Below are 18,910 nucleotides of genomic sequence, written 5' to 3'. Positions count from 1 at the left end.
GCGGCGAGGTCGACATGAACAGCGACGAGGGTACGACCGTACTGTGGCGCCCGACCGGGCCGCAGGAGCTGGATCTCGTACGCGAGTCGGGATGGCGCAGCTGGCCGCCCCGCCTGCCGGACCAGCCCATCTTCTATCCGGTCCTGAACGAGGAGTACGCGATCATGATCGCGCGGGACTGGAACGTTCCGGCCTCGGGCGTGGGATACGTGACCCGTTTCCGGGTGGAGTCGGATTTCCTGAGCCGGTACCCGGTGCGGCAGGCCGGCGGCAGGACGATCCTGGAGCTCTGGGTGCCGGCCGAGGAGCTGGACGAGTTCAACGCGCACATCGTCGGGCCGATCGAGGTGGTGCACGAGTTCCGCCCCGCGGGCATCGGATAGCGCTGGCCGCTGTTGCCCCTGGAGCCGGGCGGGATCTTGCGGGAGAGCCGTGAGCGATGGCTGCAAGGCTCCTGGTGGAGGGGTGAGTTGATGCGCGCTGTCTGGTACGAGCGGCCGGGTCCCGCCGCGGACGCGCTCCGGGTAGGAGAACTTCCGACCCCTGAGCCCGGTCCGGGCGAGGTTCGGGTACGGCTCACCCCGTCCTACCGGCCGACCTCTCCGACGAGTTGCTGCCCACGACGGAGCACGGTGCGTAGCGCCACCGGCCATCCTCTCGGGCCCGTAATTTCTGCCGGTGCGCGGCGTGGGAACGCTTCTGCTCAGAGCCTCACCGCCCGGCTACGCGATTCGCCCTGGCCCCGCGCCCCTGGGAGGGCGCGCGGGGCTTCCACGGCCGTCAGCTAACGGAAAGCTTGAGGTAGGGCGAGGTGAACGTGCCGTAGGTCCGGAACACGTTGTGCTGGCCCGTGTTGATCCCTTGCCAGCCCATGTAGACCTTCATGCCGTTGCGGTAGGCATACACGTAGACAGGCTCAGTGCTGCCGGCGGCGAGCGTGGTGCTCCAACACTGGCCCGCCCCGACCAGGCCGCTGGAGAACCCGTTTCCAAGGGAACTCCAGGTACGACGCGTAGGAGGTTGTCTTGCTGCAGAGTCCGGTGCGAAGGAGATCCGCTCTACCGGCAGCAGGTCAGCCGCCCTGTTCCAAACCCGATTCAAGCCAGGCTGCGTCGACGTCCGTCAAGCTCTTCGACGTTTCGGCGGATGGTCAGCGATGTGTTCCGGTGGCAGCCCGCGTCGACTCTTACGGGACAGCCCCTCCGCCCGAGTCGCTGTTGCCTCTGGCCGGGGATTCGCCCTCCGCCTCCTCGAAGAGCGTCTGGCGCAGTCGCCACCGGTGCCGGCGACTGATGAGGAACTCGGTGCCAGCCGTCACCAGGCAGACCCCGGCAAGGCAGGCCAGGGCCTGCAGAGCAGGGAGCCAGGCGGTGACGGGCAGCAGGCCCAGCAGGAGCGCGGCGGCGGCGAGTCGGGGCCAGATGACGATAAGGAGGCCGTGACCGAGCCGCCCGTGGAACCCGGCGTGGGCGAGCAGGAACAGGGCGACGCCGCCGTACATCGCGTACCGCCCGGTGCGGTCGAGCGGCTCGCCGCGGTTGTAGGAGTGGACGGCCTCGATGAGGCCGGGCGTGTGTTTCAGTCCGAGGGAGAGCAGGATGATCCCTGCGATCATGGGTAGGTGCAGGTAGGTGTAGGCGTCCCGGGCGAGTCGTACCCGGTGGAGCGGGTCGGCGGTGCGCAGTGCGTGCTCTCCGACGAGCGCGGAGAGGTCGAAGTAGATCCATTCGAGGGAGCCGACGATGACCGCGGTGAGCGCCGAGGCGATGAGAAAACTCGATGAGGTGTGCAGGTATTGGCCGGTGACGCCGATCGAGACCAGCACCTCGCCCAAGGCCAGGATGATGATCAGGTTGTGTCGCTCGGCCCAGTGCCGGGCGGAGAAGACCCGCCGAGGCACGGGTAGCGCCATCCCGGCGCCGTAGTCGATGCCGATGGCCAGTACCCACAGGGCTATCTGGCCGGCCAGCGTTGTCGCGCTGGCGAGCCCGGCCAGCGGCAGCAACGCGGCGCCGAGCAGGAGGCCGATGGCGGCGAGCGCCGGCACGGTGAGCGACGCGATCTCGCGGCCCCGCAGGCTCGGCGTGGCGTACCAGCGCAGTCCCAGGTACAGAACCCGGACTGTGGCGTAGCAGCCGACGAACCCGAGGGGGGCTGCCACGCTGCCGGAAACGCCCATGAACGCGTCCAGCGTGACAGCCGCCAGCACGAACATCACCGGCGTTGCCGCCAGCAGGGTGAACCTGGTGAGGCCGTAGTTTCCCCGTACCCGGTTGCTCAGCCAGGCGAAGAGCGACCACAACCACCAGAGCTGGGCCAGGACAAGCAGCCCGTGCACGATACCGAGCCCACCCTTGTCGGCGGTCATCAGCGTGGTGACCTGAATGAACGCGAAGACGAACACCACGTCGAAGAAGAGCTCTGCGGTGGAGACGCGGGAGTGTTCGGAGATCCGCCAGACGCCCGGGCGCAACCTCTGGACCATGGAAGCGCCCTCCCGTGATCAGGCTCTGAGCCGGCCCGGCGGCCACCCGCGTTGCACCCACGTCTCCTCGTCGCGTCTCCTCGTCGCGGCAATTCGCTGCCTGGGGCTACCCTGGCCGACGCCCCGCAAACCGGTGGATCGAGCAGCCCGGCGTGCCATTAGCATGCCGCTGGGCCAGCAAGCAGTCGTCCAGGGCACAAGGGGCCTCAGTCAGAGCAGGGGGTAAACCGGCTCGACCATCCCTCGTCAGGCATCCCATCGAGGGCCAACAGCTCGAACCCGTTGCCGTCGTGGCTGACGAGCAGCGCGTCGCTGAATCTGTAGCGCTGTGGGGATTCATGATCGCGAGTAGCTGCGGCCTGACGTTCCCCGAAGTCAAGGCGCACCCATAGTTCATCATCGTCGTCGTGGTCGTCGTCGTCTTCGTGTTCAGTGAGCAGCCACGTGCCCTGAGCGGAAGCGGGCCGGCGGCCGTCGAAGTAGGTGCGCCAGATGTAGTGGTCGCTCCACGTGTCCCGTAGGTCCTGGAGGAGGTGCGAGAGGTAGACGTCCGAGATCGGGTCCAGTCGTGACGACCCGTCCTGATGTGCCGTCGCCCAGTTCTCCTCGCCGTGAGCGCCACCGCGCGCCAAGGCAATAACATGATCAACAGTCGGGGCGTCGGGTTGGGGTACTTTCGCCGCCCGGTGACCTTCCAAGGACGTCGAGTCCCACCTGATGCTTGGCAGTGAATCCGTCCCAGGTGTTGCTTGACGGTTGGTCTAGAGATAAGTGCGGAGATCGTATCGTCGTCCTGGCGCTACGGGGTCCTGGCGTGGTGGTGAACCGGCCCTCGGTGTGGCCTGACCGATGATTCTTCCGCGCCGTGTTGGTCTGTACGCCGAGTACCGACTCACGGGAGGCTGACACCATGCGAAAACTGACCTTCGGCATGAACCTGAGCCTGGACGGCTACATCGCTGCGCCCGGCGACGACCTCGGCTGGAGTGTGCCGAGCGACGAGCTGTTCCAGTGGTGGTCCGACCGGGTGAGGGCGACAGGCATGGCGCTGTACGGGCGCAAACTGTGGGAGACGATGAGCTCCCACTGGCCGACCGCCGACCAGCAGCCGGGTGCCACACCGGCGGAGATCGAGTTCGCCCGCCGCTGGCGGGACATGCCGAAGGTGGTGTTCTCCTCGACGACCAGCACGGTCGACTGGAACACCCGCCTGGTCACCGGCGACGCGGCCACCGAGATCACCCGGCTCAAGGCCGAGGACGGCGGCCCCATGGATATCGGCGGCGCCACACTCGCCGCAGTGGCCATGCGGGACGGGCTGATCGACGAGTACGCGATCGTCACCCATCCGGTCCTGGTAGGTGGCGGCACGCCGTTCTTTGCGGCCCTGGACAACTGGGTGAACCTGACCCTGGTGGAGACCCGGACGTTCCCTGACGGCGTGGTCCTGACCAGGTACGAGACCAGGCGCTGAGTACCACAACCTCGGATCGGCCCGGGCTTCGGGCCGCCCAAGGATCTCGTGGCGCTGTGTTCCGAGGCGATCGTGATACCCCGTCCCGGATCACAGACCGCGTATGGCACAAGACACGCCTTGCCGTGCGCTGTCTAGTCAACACGTGATCAAGAAAGCCGAACGGTGATCATGTCAAGCATCAGGTGGGACGCGAGTGTCAAGCATCTTCCGTGACGGAACAGCAGCCAAGGCCCACACATTGCCGAATTTCCCCCCTTTAGGATCAAGGCGGCCCGCAAAGCGGGCCGCGCCGGCCCGGCCCCGGCCTGCTGGCGACCTCCGGCCGGCATCGGCCGGGCCGGCCGGCCACGCTTACGAGCCACAAGAACGGAAGACCTCGGGGCTCCGCCCCGAACCCCGGCCCTCCTCAGAGATCCGCTCTGACAGCTCAACCGCCCAACTGGCATCGAGGCGAAGAGGGATGCCATCACGGCATACCTGGCACAGCGAGAATTAGCTAGAGCCCATCAGCATGACCAGGTCATCAGTAGGCTCTGCTTGTGAACGACCTGCGGGTGTCCGATCGTGACCGGGAAGCTGTCGTCGCCCGGCTCGGTGCCGCTGCCAGCGAGGGGCGCTTGACCCTCGCCGAGCTCGGCGATCGGTCAGGGCAGGCCTATGCCGCGAAGACCTACCGTGAGCTGGAGGCCTTGGTCGCCGACCTGCCGCTGGCATCAACTCACCCTGACAGACAGGGCGAGCGCCGAAGCCCGGTCATCGATTACACAGGCCCGGCCCTATCGCTCTTTGCGCTAGCCGGAGGCGTGGTCTGGATGCCGCTGTTCCCGCACCTTGAATTCGGCGCCCTTCTCGGAGTCACCGGCGTCGTGTTCGGCGTCTTCGGGATGCGTGCAAGCGCTCACGCTCTTTGCCGTGCGATAGCAGTCTTAGGGCTTGTCGGCGGCTCGATTGGCGTTGCACTGCAAGTCGCCTGGATCGCCCTCTACGCGCTGATGTACGTGAAGGACTCGATCTTTTAACGCGAAATCTCGCCTTTCCAGACTGAGGCAGCGCGGTCCAGCCTTGATCGCGGCTCTGAACTGGTGGGCGACGGACGAGTCGACCTGTACGCCGGATACTCCTACGGAAACCCGCCTTGACCTGCGCAAACTACCGTCACGATCGCGCTCAGTCCGTCGCCAGGCCGTCAGGCCCCGGGCCGGTGTCCCGAAACAGGTCATCGATCGCCCGGCGGGTGCGTTCCTCGCTGGCCGGCATCAGGTGGGTGTAGACCCGGAGCGTGAACCCGGGGTCGGCATGACCGAGGTACGCCGCCAGGGCCTTGATGCTCTCCCCCGCGTCGAGCAGCGCCGAGGCGTAGAAGTGCCGCAGCGCGTGCATGCCCGTCGCCCTGGTCGGCGCGATGCCGGCGGCGATCAGCGCGGGCTTCCAGCTCTTGCCGTCGAATGTCGCGCGGTTGATCGCACCCGTGCGCGGCGTGGTCAGCACGAGTGGCACGGTGACCCGCTCATCGCTGAACGGGTCCTCCCACGGCAGGGTGATCTCTACAGGCTTGCACCAGTCGAGGTGTTCCCTCAGGGCGTCGACCACCGTCACGGGCAGCGGGATGCGCCGATCCCGGTCGTTCTTGGGCAGCCCGAAGACCAGGCGTGACCGGACAATCTTGAGTTGCCGGGATGGGGGCAGTCCGGCGGCCACCTTCCGCGAGGGAGGCTGGACGGTCTATGCCCGGGAACTTGACGCAGGTCATCGTCGCCAGGAGAGGATAAGCGGGTGCGGTCCTCACTTTCGACGCCACCTGCTATTTCCGCCGGCGCCCTCGCCGCCAATCCCCAACCGGTGCTTTCCGCCCAGGGTGGCCTGCTCTTGCGACCTTGGGAGCCTTCCGATGCGCCGGTCTTTTTCGCTGCGTACCAGGACCCCGAGATCCAACACTGGCACACTCGCCAACCCGCATCTGAAGACCAGGTCCGTGAGTGGTTCGAACAGTATCGCCAGGCCTGGGAGCAGGAGACGGGCGCGAGTTGGGCGATGACGCGCGGCGGCGGTGAGGTGCTGGGGCGCATCGCCATGGGCAGCATGAACCTCGATGATGGTGTCGCAGGGTGCGCATATTGGGTGCTCCCGGCCGCTCGCGGAGCAGGCGTGGCCTTCCGGGCGCTGACGGCCCTGAGCGTCTGGGCACTCGGCGAGGCCGGTTTCTATCGTTTGCACCTGGATCACTCAACCCACAACCATGCCTCCTGCCGCGTCGCCGTCAAATCCGGGTTCCTCCTGGAGGGCACCAAACGCAGCGACGCCATCCACTCCGACGGCCGGCACGACATGCACCTGCACGCCCGTATCCGTGGCGACGAGTGACTCGCCTGATCCGGGTTTGCCTCCGCAGTCCAACGCCGGCATGGGCCATCCGTGGGCCAGTAACCGTGGAGCGCAGCGGGCACGAGCGGGCACGAGACGCAACCCGGCGGACCAGCGGCCGCAGGCGTTTCGGGCATCACGACCGCTGAGCACGCTCTTCCAAGCTGAAGCTCCGCAGCCAAGATCAGGCCGTCTCCAGGCCGTCAGGCCGTCTCCAGGCCGTCAGGCCGTCTCCAGGCCGTCAGGCCGTCTCCAGGCCGTCAGGCCGTCTCCAGGCCGTCAGGCCGTCGCCAGGCCGTCAAACGCCGGCCACTGTTGACCAACAACGGCCATCGACGCCTGAACATGCGACCAGGTCGCAGCCTTGATCGAGGCTGCGACCTGGTGGGCGACGGACGAGTCGACCTGTACGCCGGATTCTGTGCCCGGCGCGTACCCCTCGCGGGGCTCGCGCCGGCGGCGGCCATCCATCTCGGCCTGCCGTCGCCGGCAGGCTCCAGCGGCCTACCCGCAGACATCGGGCGGGCAACCCTCAAGCGTCTGCGCGGACCGTCGCCTCGCGGTGACGGCCCTTTCTTGGCCTTGCTCCGGGTGGGGTTTACCGAGCCATCCCGGTCGCCCGGGATGCTGGTGGGCTCTTACCCCACCGTTTCACCCTTACCGTCCCTTTTCGGGGGCGGCGGTCTGTTTTCTGTGGCACTGTCCCGCGGGTCACCCCGGGTTGCCGTTAACAACCACCCTGCCCTGTGGAGTCCGGACGTTCCTCGGCGACGGGCCGCAGCCCGTCGACGCGACCGCCCGGTCGACTCGTCCGTCGCGCCCTCAGTCTAACGACGCCGGCACCTCCGCCGATTCCACCCCGGACCGCCCCTGGACCGGCGCTCACCAGTTCGACACGATCCGCTCGTCGAAGAGCCGCTCCCCCTCGGCCAACTCCACCAGCCGCCCCGAGGCCACGACCCGGCCGTTCCGGTCCAGCGCCCGCAGGGTCACCTCCGCCCCCACCGGGAGCGTCAGTTCCGCCGCGCCGGCGCCTACCGGGGCAGCCGCCCGAACGCGGCCGTCCGCCACGGCCTCGACCCGCACGGCGGTGGCCCGGGCAGGCACCACGAGCAGCCGGTCGGTGAGGACGGCGTGGCCACCCGAGCGCGCCGGTACCCGTACCGCCGCGAGGTCGTACGCGGGGGTGATGCCGGTGGCGACCAGCGGCCAGCCGGCTCGGCTGGTGGCGGCGGTCTCGGTGTCGTCGGGGGTGGCCTGCTCTTCCGTGGCGAGCGCCAGCAGGCCGCCGTCACCGGAGCCGACGTGGAGCACCAGCGGACCCTTCCCCGGTGATCCCAGCAGCACCGCCTGCTCGCCGTCCAGCCGGCCCGCCCACCGGATCACCGGCGTCGGCTCGGCCAGGCCGCCGAGGTTCGCCAGGCCCCGCCACGATTCCGCCGCAGGGCGGACCATCTCCGCGTCCAGCATGAGCGCGCTCGTGGCCGGCCGGTCGTCCCTCGGCAGGTCAGGCGGGACGGCGCCCTTGCCGTGCAGCTCGCGGGAGAACCCGATCGGCCCCTCCTGGCGGGTCTGGCCGTCGCACTCGACCCGCCACCAGCCCTGGGCGAAGCCCGGCTCGACCAACATGTGGTCGCCGATGGGCGCCGGTGTCCACCGGCGCTGCACGGCCGGGCCGACGACGCGGGCGGAGCGGGCGTACGAGACGGCGCAGCCGGCCGGGGCCAGCCCGAGCGTCCAGGTCCGCTGCACCGTACGCGAGCCGAAGCCGAGGTCCAGCACGGTGAACGGCTCCGGTCGCAGGTTGGCGTACCCGCCGATGTCGACCAGCTTCCCGGGCGGCGTGCCGAGCGGCGCCTCGCGCGTGACCAGGGCCGCGGAGTCGTCGGAGTGGTAGGCGACGACCAGTTGGCGGAAGCCGGCCGACTCGTCGATCCAGAGGATCCGCACCGTCGGCAGTTCCGCCATGCCGAACTCGTCTCGGGCGGCGCCGAAGACGCGGGTCAGCTCGGCGACGAGGTTCGCGTCCCCGGCGAGGCTGCCGCGGGGCGGCGAGTCGAGCAGGCGCCAGGTCCAGGGCGAGTCGACCGGGTAGCCGCCGCCGGGGCGCCGGTCGTCGGGGCCCCAGGGCAGCCCGGCCGCGCCGAGCGTCGCGGGCCCGGCCAGCGCCGCCACGAGCAGCGCGGCCACCGCCGCACCGTAGCCGGCGAACCGGCGCCGCCATCGCCGCCGCGCGTGCCGCAGCAGCCGCCCGTACGGGTCCTCGTCCGGCACCACGCCGGCGGCGATCCGGGCCAGCCCGGCCCGCAGCTCGTCCACGCTCATGCTCGCCCCCTCGTCAGCTCGCCGGGCACGTGCCCACCCGGCGCCAGTACCTCCCGCAGCCGGGTCAGCCCCCGCGCCGCCTGGCTCTTCACCGTCCCCACGGAGCAGCCCATGACGGCGGCCACCTCGGCCTCCGGCAGGTCCTCCCAGTAGCGCAGCACCAGAACGGTGCGCATCCGTACCGGCAGGCGGTCCAGCGCGGCCAGCAGTTCGTCGCGGACGGCGACGCCGTCGGTGGTGTCGGGGCCGGGTCCGTCCGGCACGGCGGCGGTGAGCCGTTCCCGCAGCCCGATCCGCCGCCACACGCTGGTGCGCTCGTTGACCATCGCCCGGCGGACGTAGGCCAGCGGCTCGTCGACCCGCCGCCAGTGCCGCATCGTCTTCAGCAGCGCCTCGTGCACGAGGTCCTGCGCCGCGTCGCGGCCGCCGGTGAGCAGGTACGCCGTGCGTAGCAGGTCGCCGTAGCGGGCCTCGACGAACTCGCGGAAGTCCGGGTCATCCACCCGCGCTCCCTCCCCCGTGACCGTGCACGTCGCGCTCCCCTCGTCAGGCCGTCACCGGCTACGACGCGGCGGACGGGGGAAAGGTTGAGAGCCGACCCGCACGGACTAATCTCGGGGGATCATGGACCTCTCCGACGCCGCGCTCCTGCTCGCCGCCGGTCTCGCCGCGGGCACGGTGAACGCGGTGGCCGGGGGCGGCTCCCTGATCACCTTCCCGGCCCTGATCGCGACGGGCCTGCCGCCGGTGCCGGCGAACGTCACCAACTCGGTGTCGGTCTTCCCCGGGTACGTCGCCAGCGTGGCGGGCAGCCGGGCGGACCTGCCGCGGGGGCGGGCGGTGTGGACGCTGCTGCCCACCGCCGTCGCCGGCACGGTGGCCGGCTGCCTGCTGCTGCTGGCCACCCCGGCCCGGGCGTTCGAGCTGGTGGTGCCGTTCCTGGTGCTGGCGGCCACCGCCGTACTCGCGTTCCAGGACCCGCTGCGCCGGCTGGTCGGCCATCCGGCCGACCTCGCCCCGCGCCGCCGTACCGTCACGGTGCAGGCCATGGTCGGGGTCGGCGCGGTGTACGGCGGCTACTTCGGCGCGGCGCTCGGGGTGATGCTGGTCGCCGGCCTGGCGCTGGTGTTGGACGCGACGCTGGCCCGGGTCTCGGCGATCAAGAACCTGCTCTCGGCCGTGGTGGGGTTCACCACGCTCGTGGTCTTCGCGCTGCTCGGCCCGGTGGACTGGGCGGCCGTCGCGGTGGTCGCCCCGGCGACGCTGGTCGGCGGGTACGCCGGGGCGCGGCTGGTCCGGCGGCTGCCGCCGGTGCTGCTGAAGGCCCTGATCGTGGTGTTCGGCACGGTCATCGGGCTGTACCTGCTCTGGCGCGCGCTGCGCTGAACGGCTCCGCGACGCGGGGCGGGCTCACGACAAGACGGGCCGCCCCGCCGCGGAAGGCTGCGGCGGGGCGGCCCGGCCGGGGGAACGGCAGACTCAGTACGCCTCGCCGACCGGCTCCTCGGGGGCGCGCTCCGCCCCGGCGGCGGCGCGGTTCCAGCGCGACCAGAGCACCCGCTCGCCGTAGCCGGCGGCCATCACGTGCGCGAAGGCGAGGTAGACGAGCACGCCCACTCCGAGGACGGCGAAGCTGACCCAGAAGGGCAACGCCAGCCCGTGCTCGGCGAGCTTGCCGGAGATGATCGGGGCGGGGGCGGCGGCGCCCCAGCGGACCAGGTTGAACGCGCCGGTGGCCACCCGCCGGTCGCCGGAGCCCAGGCCGAGCGCCAGGTCGGTCAGGTTGGCGTTGGCCAGGCCCATGAACAGGCCGGAGAGCACGAGGACGGCCAGCGACTCGGCGGTGCCGCTCGACGTGGCGAACAGGACCATGCAGACGAGCAGGCCGGCGACGGCCACGCCGACGGTCTGCACCGCGCCGATGCGGTGGGCGAGCCGGTGGCCGATCAGCAGGATGCCGGCGGCCAGGCCGAGGCCCCAGCCGGTGAACGCCAGGCCCAGCGGGACGACGTCGAGGTGGAGGAACAGCGGCGTGTAGCCGAGCACGACGAAGAACACGAAGTTGTACGCGGCGGTCACCACGCAGAGGGCGACGAACGCCGGCTTACGGTAGGTCGAGAAGATCTCGCCGACGCGTACGGGCGCCTGCCGGGTGGCCGGCTCGCGGAGCCGGCGGGCCGCGACGGCCAGCGCGAGCACCATGAACACGCCGCAGACGAAGAACGGGAGCCGCCAGCTGACCTCGCCGAGCAGGCCGCCGAGCAGCGGGCCGACGGCGAAGCCGAGGCCGAGCGCGGTCTCGAAGAGGCCGACGACCCACTCGCGGTCGTTGGCGAGGTTGACCAGCACCACCATGGCGGTGGCGAAGAACATCGCGTTGCCCAGGCCCCACACGCCGCGCAGCACGGACAGCTGCACGATGTCGTTGCTGAACGAGGCTCCGATGGCGGCCACGCCGACGACGGAGACGCCGGCGATCAGCACCGGCTTGAAGCCGAACCGGCCGCTGGCCAGGGTCGCCGGGATCATGCCGACGGCCATCACCGCGATGTACGCGGTGAACAGCAGCTCGACCTGCCAGGCGGTGACGCCGATGGCCTCGCCGATGGCGGGCAGGATCGGGTCGACGACGGCGATGCCGGCGATGGCGAGGAAAGCCACCAGCGTGGTGGCGTAGATGGCACTGCGGTTGGGCTCGGTACGCCGATCCACTCCGCCTCCCCAGATAGCTGTATCGTGCAGGTAATTTTCTTGTATCATACAGCTATGAGCGACGAGCTGACGAGCGAACCGGAGCGGGACGAGGCCACCCTCGGCCGGATCGAGACCGAGGTGGCCCTGCTGATGCGGCTCGGCGAGGCGACGCGGCGGGCCAATGGCACCGCCGAGCACCGGGTGCTCGACCGGGCGGCGTACGTGATCCTGCGCCACCTGGCCGCCGCCGGCCCGCAGAACGTCTCCGCGCTGGCCGCCCGGCTCAACCTCGACGGCTCCACGGTCACCCGGCAGGTCTCCGCGATGCAGCGCGACGGCCTGATCGCCCGTACGCCGGACCCGAGCGACGGCCGGGGCACGGTGATCTCCCCCACTGCCGCCGGCCTGCAGCGGATGGCCGCCGTTCGGGCCGCCCGCACCCGGCTGTACGGGGACATCCTCGGCGACTGGACCGCCGACGACCGCGGCACCCTCGCGGACATGCTCGCCCGCCTCAACCGGGCCCTGGAGGGGCGCACCCGCCGCTGACGGGCGGCGGAACCGTGACGAGGGCCCCCGCCACGAGCGGGGGCCCTCGTCACACGTCAGGCGACCGGTTCGGGGGCGGCGTCCGCGCCCGAGCGGGTGCCGGGGGTGACGCGCGGGTCGCCCTCGTCGGCGAAGTAGTCGTCCGGGCTGGTGCCGTCCGTGCCGTCCGCCACCTTCACCGCCCGCAGGACGAGGGTGAGCAGGGCGGCGACCAGGAGGTTCACCAGCACGGCGACGATCCCGACGTAGATCGTCTTCGGGGTGTCGAAGCCGAACTCGCTCAGCGGGAACGCCGAGCCGGCGAAGTGCTTCTTCCCGGTGGCCGGGTTCCCGATCTGGTAGAGCATCCACATGCCCAGGCCCATACCGGCCACCCAGCCGGCGACCAGGGCACCCCGGTGGAACCACCGGGTGTAGAGGCCCAGGGCCACCGCCGGCAGCGTCTGGAGGATGATCACGCCGCCGATGAGCTGGAGGTCGATGGAGAACTGCGGGTCCAGGAACACGATGCAGGCCACCGCGCCGACCTTCACCACCAACGAGGTGATCTTCGAGACGTTCGCCTCCTGCGCCGGGGTGGCGTCCCGCTTCAGGTACTCCTTGTAGATGTTGCGGGTGAACAGGTTCGCCGCCGCGATCGACATGATCGCCGCCGGCACCAGCGCCCCGATGCCGATCGCCGCGTACGCGAGCCCGGCGAACCAGTCGGGGAACTGCTGGTCGAACAGCACCGGCACGACCGTGTTGCTGTCGAAGGTGCCCTCCTTGGCCCCGGGCAGCGGCTTGACCCCGGCCGCGATGGCCATGAAGCCGAGCAGCGCGATCAGCCCGAGCAGCAGGCTGTACGCCGGCAGCGCCGACATGTTCCGCTTCATCACGTCCCGGTTGCGGGTGGCGAGCACGCCGGTGATGCTGTGCGGGTAGAGGAACAGCGCCAACGCCGAGCCGAACGCCAGGGTGACGTACTGGAGCTGGTTGTTGGCGTTGAGCAGGACACCGTCGTTCGGGTTCGGCGTCGCGGCGAACTTCGCGTCGGCCGCGTCGAAGATGTCGCCCCAGCCGCCCAGCTTGTGCGGCAGGTAGAAGACCGCCGCCAGGATCACCACGTAGATCAGCGTGTCCTTGACGAACGCGATCAGGGCCGGCGCGCGCAGCCCCGACTGGTACGTGTACGCGGCCAGGATCGCGAACGCCACGATGATCGGCAGGTGCCGGGCGACCGTGCTCTCACCGGTGACGCCCATCGTCTTCAGCACCGCCTCGATGCCGACGAGCTGCAACGCGATGTACGGCATCGTGGCGACGATGCCGGTGATCGCGACGAGCAGCGCCAACACGGGCGAGTCGAACCGGCTGCGGACGAAGTCGGCCGGGGTGACGAAGCCGTGCCGGTGCGAGACCGACCACAGCCGGGCCAGCACCAGGAACACCATCGGGTAGATCACGATCGTGTACGGCACGGCGAAGAACCCGGCCGCGCCGGCCCCGAACATCAGCGCCGGCACGGCCACGAACGTGTACGCCGTGTACAGGTCGCCGCCGATGAGGAACCAGGTGATCCAGCCGCCGAAGCTGCGCCCGCCCAGCCCCCACTCGTCGAGGTGGGCCATGTCCTGCGGGGCGCGCCACCGGGCCGCCACGAAGCCCATGACGCTGACCAGCAGGAACAGCGCCGTGAAGACGATGATCTCGGTCAGGTGGTCCCGCCACATCATTGCCCACCCCGCCTCTTGGTCATCTGGTAGACCAGCGTCGTGACGGCCACGCCGAGCAGGATGTAGGCCAACTGCAGCCAGTAGAAGCGCGGGAAGCCGAGGAACCGCGGGGAGTCCGCGTTGAAGAACGCTGGGATCAGCGGCAGCACGAGCGGCACGAACAGCAACCAGTTCCAGGGGCTGCGGTCCTTCGCCCGCGCCCTGGGCGGCACCCTGTCGGGCGCCTCCGGTTCGGCTTCGGCCATGCGACACACCTCCGGGGGTCGTATCTCGCCATGTGACGGGCGGACGTTACGACCAAGTGACGCCGGTCACGCAATCGGCGAACAACGATGCGCCGAACGGACTGCCGCCTGCGCCGAACGGCGCGGCGGAGTCGATCAGAGGTCGGCGAGGTGGGCGGTGTCGTTGACCGAGCGGACCGCGACGCCGCCGTCGGGCCAGCGGTCCAGCACGGAGATGCCGGCGGCGTCGAGGTAGAGCCGGTGCAGGAACGCGTCGTCGGCGGCGAGCGCGTCGCGCAGCACCAGCTTGATCGGCGAGACGTGCGAGACCACGACGACGGTCTCCCCCGGGTACGCCCGCAGCAGCGCGTCGGTGGCGCGGGCTGCCCGGGCCCCGACCTCGGTGAACGACTCCCCCTCGGGCGGCGCGACCCGGGTCGAGGCGAGCCAGGCGTCCAGTTCCCCCGGCCAGCCCTCGCGCACCTCGGCGAAGGTGCGCCCCTCCCAGGCGCCGAAGTCGCACTCGATCAGGTCGTCCAACTGGCGTACCGGGATGCCGCCGAGCGCCGCGGCGATGGCCTCGGCGGTCGCCGTACACCGGGACAGGGGTGAGCTGACCACGGCCGCGACGGCCGGGGCGAGCGCGGCCACCCGGGCGGCCGTGGCCCGGGCCTGGACCCGGCCCCGCTCGGACAGGGGCACGTCACCGCGGCCGGAGTAGCGGCGCTGCGCGGTGAACTCGGTCTCGCCGTGCCGGACCAGGATCAGCCGGGTGGCGGTGTCGCTCGGGCGCGGCTCCCAGGACGCCGGGGCGGTGGCCGGGTCGGAGCCGGCGCCCCGGGTGGCGGCGCGGGCGGCGGCCTCGCGGGCGCGCGTCCGGGCGGCGGAGTCGGGGCCGGCCACCTCGCGTGGCGGCTCGGCGGCCGGGGGCGGCGCCGCCGCGCCGGCGGCGGCCGCGTCCATCGCGGCGTTGGCGAGGGCGTCGGCGTGCCGGTTGCGCTCCCGGGGGATCCACTGGAACCGGACGGCGGCGAACCGGCCGACCAGCGCCGCCGCCTGCGCGGCGAGCGGGCGCAGCCCCGGGTGCTTGATCTGCCAGCGGCCGCACATCTGCTCGACCACCAGCTTCGAGTCCATCCGGGCGTCGACCTCGGCGGAGCCCAGCTCGGCGGCGGCCTCCAGGCCGGCGATCAGCCCCCGGTACTCGGCGACGTTGTTGGTGGCCACGCCGATCGCCTCGGACCGCTCGGCCAGCACCTCGCCGCTGGCCCGGTCCCGGACCACCGCGCCGTAGCCGGCCGGTCCCGGGTTGCCCCGGGACCCGCCGTCGGCCTCGACGACGACCGCGCGCACCGCCATCGCGGGTTACAGCCCCGACTCGTTGGTGCGGACCATGATCCGGCGGCACTCCTCGCAGCGCACCACCTCGTCCGGGTCGGCCCGGCGGATGCGGGCCAGGTCGGCGCCGGAGAGCTCCAGCCGGCAGCCGCCGCAGCGGGCGCCGGTGAGCAGGGCCGCGCCGAGCCCCGTGTCCTCGCGGATCCGGTCGTAGAGCGCGACGAGGTCCGCCGGAAGGTCGCCGGCGAGGGGCTGCCGGGCGCTGCGCCTGAACTCCTCCTCCTTGGCGATCTCGGCGAGGCTGTCGTCGCGGCGCCGCTCGGCCGCCGCCCGCCGCTCGCGCGCCTCGGCGATCCGCTGCTCGACCCCGTCGAGGGCGGCCTGGGCGGTCTCCCGCTGCTCCATCAGCTCCAGCTCGGCGTCCTCCAGGTCGCTCTGCCGGCGGTTGAGGGAGACCAGTTCGTGCTGGAGCGCCTCCAGCTCCCGGGCCGGGCCGGTGCCGGCGGCCAGCCGCGCCTCGTCCTTGCTCTTGCGGGCCCGGACCTGGTCGACGTCCTTCTCCAGCCGGGCGATGTCCCGGTCCAGGTCGTCGACGGTCACCTGGGCCCGGACCCGCTCGTCCTCCAGCGCCGACAGCTCGCGGGCCAGGGCGTCCAGCTCGGCGTGCTCGGGCAGCGACCGGCGGCGGTGGGCGAGCTGGGCGAGGGCGGTGTCGATCGCCTGCAGGTCGAGCAGGCGGCGCTGGACCTTCGGGTCAGCCTTCACGGGCGGGGCTCCTTGTCGTCCGCGGCGGGTGCGGGGTCGGGGTCGGGGGCGGCGGGTCCGGGACCGGCGCCGGGTGCGGTGGCGTGCACGGTCCACGGGTCGGTGTCCAGATCGGACACCGTGGTCTCGACGCCCAACTCCGCCCGCAGGAGGGCGGCCAGGTCGTCCAGCCAGGGTCGTTCGGTCGCCCAGTGGGCGGCGTCCAGGAGAGCGGGGCCACCCCCGGCGACGTGCTCGCCGGCGGGGTGGTGGCGCAGGTCGGCGGTGAGGTAGGCGTCGACGCCGGCCGCAGTCGCCGCCGCGAGGAAGGAGTCCCCCGAGCCGCCGCTGACGGCGAGGGTGCGAATCGTACGCCCCGGGTCGCCGGCGGCACGGACCCCCCACGCGGTGGCGGGGAGCACGGCCGCGGCGTGCCGGGTCAGGTCGGCGAGGGCCATCGGCCGGGGCAGCTCGCCGATCCGGCCGATGCCCCGGCCCGCGCCGGCGGCCGGTGAGCCCGGTCGCGGGGGCTGCAGCGGGCGCAGCCCGGTCAGCCCGAACCGCGCGGCCAGGGCGTCGGAGACGCCGGGGTCGGCGACGTCGGCGTTGGTGTGCGCCACGTACAGCGCCACGTCGGCCTTGATGAGCTGGTGGACGATCCGCCCCTTGTACGTCGTCGGGGCGACCGAGGAGACACCGCGCAGCAGCAGCGGATGGTGGGCGACGATCATGTCGGCGCCGGCTGCGAGGGCCTCGGCGACCGTCTCGGGGACCACGTCGACCACGCAGGCCACCCGGCGCACCTCGGCGTCGGGCTCGCCGAGCACCAGCCCGACGCGGTCCCAGTCCTCGGCCCAGGCCGGCGGGTAGCGGCGCTCCAGCGTCGCCACCACGTCGGCCACCGTCGGCGGCGGCGCGGTTGTGCTCACGGCGGGCCAGCTTACCGGCGTCGGCCGGACGGCACGGCCTCGGCTGTTGACAGGGGCCCCTTTCACCACCGGAAGTGTCGACAAGAGGCCCCTGCTTCCACCTCAGGCGACGGCGTCGACCTGGTAGATCCGGTTGCGGAGCGCGGCCAGGCCGACACCCCAGGGGAACGTGTGCAGGTGGCGCTCGCCCATGCCGGGCGGATGCAGCGGGTAGACGTCGTCGCCGAAGCACACGTCCACCCCCCATTCGGCGAGCCGGGCCAGGCTGGCCCGGAACGCCGGATGCGCGGCCATCGCGGCGTTGGTGTACGGCACCGCCACGATCGGCACCCCCAGGCCCTGCGCCTCGATCAGCAGCCCGAGGGCGAGCGTGTCGGTGATGCCGGCCGCCCACTTGTTGACGGTGTTGACCGTGGCCGGGCAGACGATCATCGCGTCGGCGGCCGGCAGCACGTCCAGGTCACCCGGGTCCTTGTAGCGGCTGCGGACCGGATGGCCGGTCTGCCGGGCCAGCGCCGCCCGGTCGACGAACTTCGCGCCGTCCGGCGTGGTTACCACACAGACGTCCCAGCCGTCCTGCTGCGCCAGCTCCACCAGCCGGTCGACGTGACCGGCCAGCGGCGAGCCGCAGGCGATGGCGTAGAGCACCCGACGGCGTTCACTGCTGCGGTGCGGGCCGTTACCAGCGGCCCCCATCACGCTCATACTCCCACTCCCATGTGTTCAGCCAACTCCGCGATCGGCGAAGGCGGCGCACCCCGTGTGCGACGCAGGACGTCCGACATCACCTCGTGGGCGATCGGACGGCAGCGGATCTCCGAGGGCGCGAGCCGGTCGCCGCGCAGCAGCATCTCGCCGGCGTTGGCCACGTCGCCGAGCTGCGCGTAGCCCCGGGCGAGGTCGAGCAGGTGGTGGGCCCGGCGCTCGGGCAGCAGGGCGTTGAACGCGGGATCGGGGAGGTTGCGGTGGTGGACCTCGACCGCCCGCCCGCCGTCGCCCAGCTCGACGGCGGCGGCGGCCCGGTGCAGCTCGACGTTGGTCGGGCCGAACGACGTCCAGTAGTGGTTGTGGTCCCCGCCGAGCAGGACGGCCGCCTCCTGGGCGCCGTTGATCAGATCGTCGACGGTGGCGGAGTCGCCGAGCCGGGCGGCGGCCATCGCGCCCTGCAGCAGCAGCAGCCCGTAGACCGAGAGGCGCTCCGGGGAGGCGTCGTTGAGGCCACCGGGGCCGAGCCGGTTGGCGATGTTGACGTTGAGCTCCAGGGCCGGCCGGGCCCGGCCCATCGCCACCATCGCGTTGCAGACCCGGGTGGTGGCGATGCCGGCCAGCAACGGGTCGTCGGCCCGCTGGGCGACCGCCATCGACCGGTCGGCGGCCAGCCAGGCCAACTCGCACTCGCCGAGCTTGCGCAGCACCGAGGAGGCGATCTGGTAGACCTGGCCGAGCAGGTGGGCGGCCTCCCGCGCGTCGTCGCCGCCGTGGCCGGCGTCCGCGGCCTGGGCGTCGCGCAGCAGCTTCGGCAGCGCCCGGGTCAGCATCCCGTAGCGGCCGTACTGGTAGGTGAGCCAGGCGTGGTTGACGGCCTTGCGTATGTCCGGCAGCGGCGGGGGGTACGGGGCCGCGGCGAAGTAGGCACTCATCGAGTCGTACCGCTCCAGGGCGGCCCGGATCTCCTGGACCTCCACCTGGTCGATGCAGTTCAGCGCGTCGCTGCGCCGCTCCGGGTCCTTGCCGAGCAGCAGTTGCACGTCCACCTGGAGGATGTCGGCTATCTCGTAGAGGACGGAGAACTTGTCGAGCCGGCGCACCCCGCGCTCGACCTTGTCCACCCAGCTCTTGGACTTGCCGAGCCGGTCGGCGAAGACCTGCTGGGACATCTTGCGCCGGCCACGCCAGTAGGCCACCCGGCGGCCTATCGGTAGCTCGTCCATCTCCCCATCCCTCCCCCGGCCCCCGACTCCGGCCGGCCCAGCCGGGCAGCTACGCCCGACCGTTCGTACTCAGATTCTTCGCTGGTCGCACAGCCTGTACGTCAGCCGTCCGGACAATCCTCATAGGTTTCATGCAAG

20 protein-coding genes and 1 other RNA gene are annotated in these 18,910 nt (G+C 71.5%); 6 read left to right on the top strand and 15 right to left on the bottom strand.

The features are described 5' to 3' along the window. Positions 1 to 14 precede the first annotated feature (14 nt). The gene (locus ABGB16_RS01475) at positions 15 to 383 is read left to right on the top strand and encodes a hypothetical protein (RefSeq protein WP_347666107.1); all 369 of its coding nucleotides are present in this window, start codon (positions 15 to 17) and stop codon (positions 381 to 383) included. A gap of 397 nt (positions 384 to 780) precedes the next feature. On the opposite strand, the gene ABGB16_RS01470 is transcribed toward ABGB16_RS01475, so the two are convergent. The 3 genes from ABGB16_RS01470 to ABGB16_RS01460 all read right to left on the bottom strand — a co-directional run bounded on the left by ABGB16_RS01470 (position 781) and on the right by ABGB16_RS01460 (position 3,183). Further along, entirely contained in the window at positions 781 to 906 is a 126-nt protein-coding gene (locus tag ABGB16_RS01470) for a hypothetical protein (RefSeq protein WP_347666106.1), read from the bottom strand. Between the two features lie 280 nt (positions 907 to 1,186). Beyond that, positions 1,187 to 2,485: a low temperature requirement protein A gene (locus ABGB16_RS01465; protein WP_347666105.1), complete on the bottom strand. Its 1,299-nt coding sequence runs from the start codon at positions 2,483 to 2,485 to the stop codon at positions 1,187 to 1,189. Between the two features lie 206 nt (positions 2,486 to 2,691). Beyond that, entirely contained in the window at positions 2,692 to 3,183 is a 492-nt protein-coding gene (locus tag ABGB16_RS01460; protein ID WP_347666104.1) for an HNH endonuclease, read from the bottom strand. 212 nt (positions 3,184 to 3,395) lie between these two features. Between ABGB16_RS01460 and ABGB16_RS01455 the strand changes: the two genes are divergently transcribed. Together ABGB16_RS01455 and ABGB16_RS01450 are read left to right on the top strand one after the other, a co-directional pair. After that, positions 3,396 to 3,959, top strand: coding sequence for a dihydrofolate reductase family protein (locus tag ABGB16_RS01455; RefSeq protein ID WP_347666103.1), 564 nt, complete (start codon positions 3,396 to 3,398; stop codon positions 3,957 to 3,959). A 542-nt stretch (positions 3,960 to 4,501) separates the two neighbouring features. Then, the gene (locus tag ABGB16_RS01450) at positions 4,502 to 4,981 is read left to right on the top strand and encodes a DUF1707 domain-containing protein (protein WP_347666102.1); all 480 of its coding nucleotides are present in this window, start codon (positions 4,502 to 4,504) and stop codon (positions 4,979 to 4,981) included. Between the two features lie 148 nt (positions 4,982 to 5,129). Here the strand turns inward: ABGB16_RS01450 and ABGB16_RS01445 are convergent, their stop codons facing one another. Then, on the bottom strand, positions 5,130 to 5,660 hold the full coding sequence (locus ABGB16_RS01445; RefSeq protein WP_347666101.1) for a tyrosine-type recombinase/integrase: 531 nt from the start codon (positions 5,658 to 5,660) through the stop codon (positions 5,130 to 5,132). A 75-nt stretch (positions 5,661 to 5,735) separates the two neighbouring features. On the opposite strand from ABGB16_RS01445, the gene ABGB16_RS01440 reads away from it, so the two are divergent. Beyond that, entirely contained in the window at positions 5,736 to 6,323 is a 588-nt protein-coding gene (locus ABGB16_RS01440; protein ID WP_347666100.1) for a GNAT family N-acetyltransferase, read from the top strand. Between the two features lie 392 nt (positions 6,324 to 6,715). On the opposite strand, the gene rnpB is transcribed toward ABGB16_RS01440, so the two are convergent. The 3 genes from rnpB to ABGB16_RS01425 all read right to left on the bottom strand — a co-directional run bounded on the left by rnpB (position 6,716) and on the right by ABGB16_RS01425 (position 9,151). Then, positions 6,716 to 7,133: RNase P RNA component class A (gene rnpB, locus ABGB16_RS01435), an RNA gene on the bottom strand. A 72-nt stretch (positions 7,134 to 7,205) separates the two neighbouring features. Beyond that, positions 7,206 to 8,648 (bottom strand): hypothetical protein, encoded by a 1,443-nt coding sequence (locus ABGB16_RS01430; protein ID WP_347666099.1) that lies wholly within the window; start codon positions 8,646 to 8,648, stop codon positions 7,206 to 7,208. Next, entirely contained in the window at positions 8,645 to 9,151 is a 507-nt protein-coding gene (locus ABGB16_RS01425; protein WP_347666098.1) for a SigE family RNA polymerase sigma factor, read from the bottom strand. Before ABGB16_RS01425 ends, ABGB16_RS01430 begins: the two co-directional genes overlap by 4 nt. Before the next feature lie 121 nt (positions 9,152 to 9,272). Here ABGB16_RS01425 and ABGB16_RS01420 point away from each other — a divergent pair, with 121 nt between their 5' ends. Next, entirely contained in the window at positions 9,273 to 10,034 is a 762-nt protein-coding gene (locus ABGB16_RS01420; protein ID WP_347666097.1) for a sulfite exporter TauE/SafE family protein, read from the top strand. Positions 10,035 to 10,127: 93 nt separating this feature from the next. Here ABGB16_RS01420 and ABGB16_RS01415 read toward each other — a convergent pair whose 3' ends face one another. Further along, positions 10,128 to 11,360, bottom strand: coding sequence for an MFS transporter (locus ABGB16_RS01415; protein ID WP_347666096.1), 1,233 nt, complete (start codon positions 11,358 to 11,360; stop codon positions 10,128 to 10,130). A 54-nt stretch (positions 11,361 to 11,414) separates the two neighbouring features. Between ABGB16_RS01415 and ABGB16_RS01410 the strand changes: the two genes are divergently transcribed. After that, positions 11,415 to 11,891: a MarR family transcriptional regulator gene (locus tag ABGB16_RS01410; RefSeq protein WP_347666095.1), complete on the top strand. Its 477-nt coding sequence runs from the start codon at positions 11,415 to 11,417 to the stop codon at positions 11,889 to 11,891. Positions 11,892 to 11,947: 56 nt separating this feature from the next. Here ABGB16_RS01410 and ABGB16_RS01405 read toward each other — a convergent pair whose 3' ends face one another. From ABGB16_RS01405 to ABGB16_RS01375, 7 genes are all read right to left on the bottom strand, one after another. Then, positions 11,948 to 13,603, bottom strand: a complete 1,656-nt coding sequence (locus tag ABGB16_RS01405) for a sodium:solute symporter (RefSeq protein ID WP_347666243.1) — start codon at positions 13,601 to 13,603, stop codon at positions 11,948 to 11,950. Continuing rightward, positions 13,603 to 13,851: a DUF3311 domain-containing protein gene (locus ABGB16_RS01400; RefSeq protein ID WP_347666094.1), complete on the bottom strand. Its 249-nt coding sequence runs from the start codon at positions 13,849 to 13,851 to the stop codon at positions 13,603 to 13,605. Before ABGB16_RS01400 ends, ABGB16_RS01405 begins: the two co-directional genes overlap by 1 nt. 135 nt (positions 13,852 to 13,986) lie before the next feature. Then, complete coding sequence (locus tag ABGB16_RS01395) at positions 13,987 to 15,189, bottom strand: bifunctional RNase H/acid phosphatase (protein ID WP_347666093.1); 1,203 nt, start codon at positions 15,187 to 15,189, stop codon at positions 13,987 to 13,989. Between the two features lie 6 nt (positions 15,190 to 15,195). Beyond that, a complete protein-coding gene (locus ABGB16_RS01390; protein ID WP_347666092.1) occupies positions 15,196 to 15,933 on the bottom strand; it encodes a C4-type zinc ribbon domain-containing protein in 738 nt (245 codons plus the stop codon). Further along, complete coding sequence (locus ABGB16_RS01385; RefSeq protein WP_347666091.1) at positions 15,930 to 16,841, bottom strand: Nif3-like dinuclear metal center hexameric protein; 912 nt, start codon at positions 16,839 to 16,841, stop codon at positions 15,930 to 15,932. The genes ABGB16_RS01390 and ABGB16_RS01385 overlap by 4 nt, the downstream gene beginning before the upstream one ends. A gap of 102 nt (positions 16,842 to 16,943) precedes the next feature. Then, positions 16,944 to 17,546, bottom strand: coding sequence for a flavoprotein (locus ABGB16_RS01380; RefSeq protein WP_347666090.1), 603 nt, complete (start codon positions 17,544 to 17,546; stop codon positions 16,944 to 16,946). After that, positions 17,543 to 18,772 (bottom strand): helix-turn-helix domain-containing protein, encoded by a 1,230-nt coding sequence (locus ABGB16_RS01375; protein ID WP_347666089.1) that lies wholly within the window; start codon positions 18,770 to 18,772, stop codon positions 17,543 to 17,545. The genes ABGB16_RS01380 and ABGB16_RS01375 overlap by 4 nt, the downstream gene beginning before the upstream one ends. Between the last annotated feature and the right edge of the window lie 138 nt (positions 18,773 to 18,910).

Source organism: Micromonospora sp. B11E3 (genome assembly GCF_039871625.1).
Classification (GTDB): Bacteria; Actinomycetota; Actinomycetes; order Mycobacteriales; family Micromonosporaceae; genus Micromonospora.
This window is presented reverse-complemented; position numbering and strand designations above follow the sequence as displayed.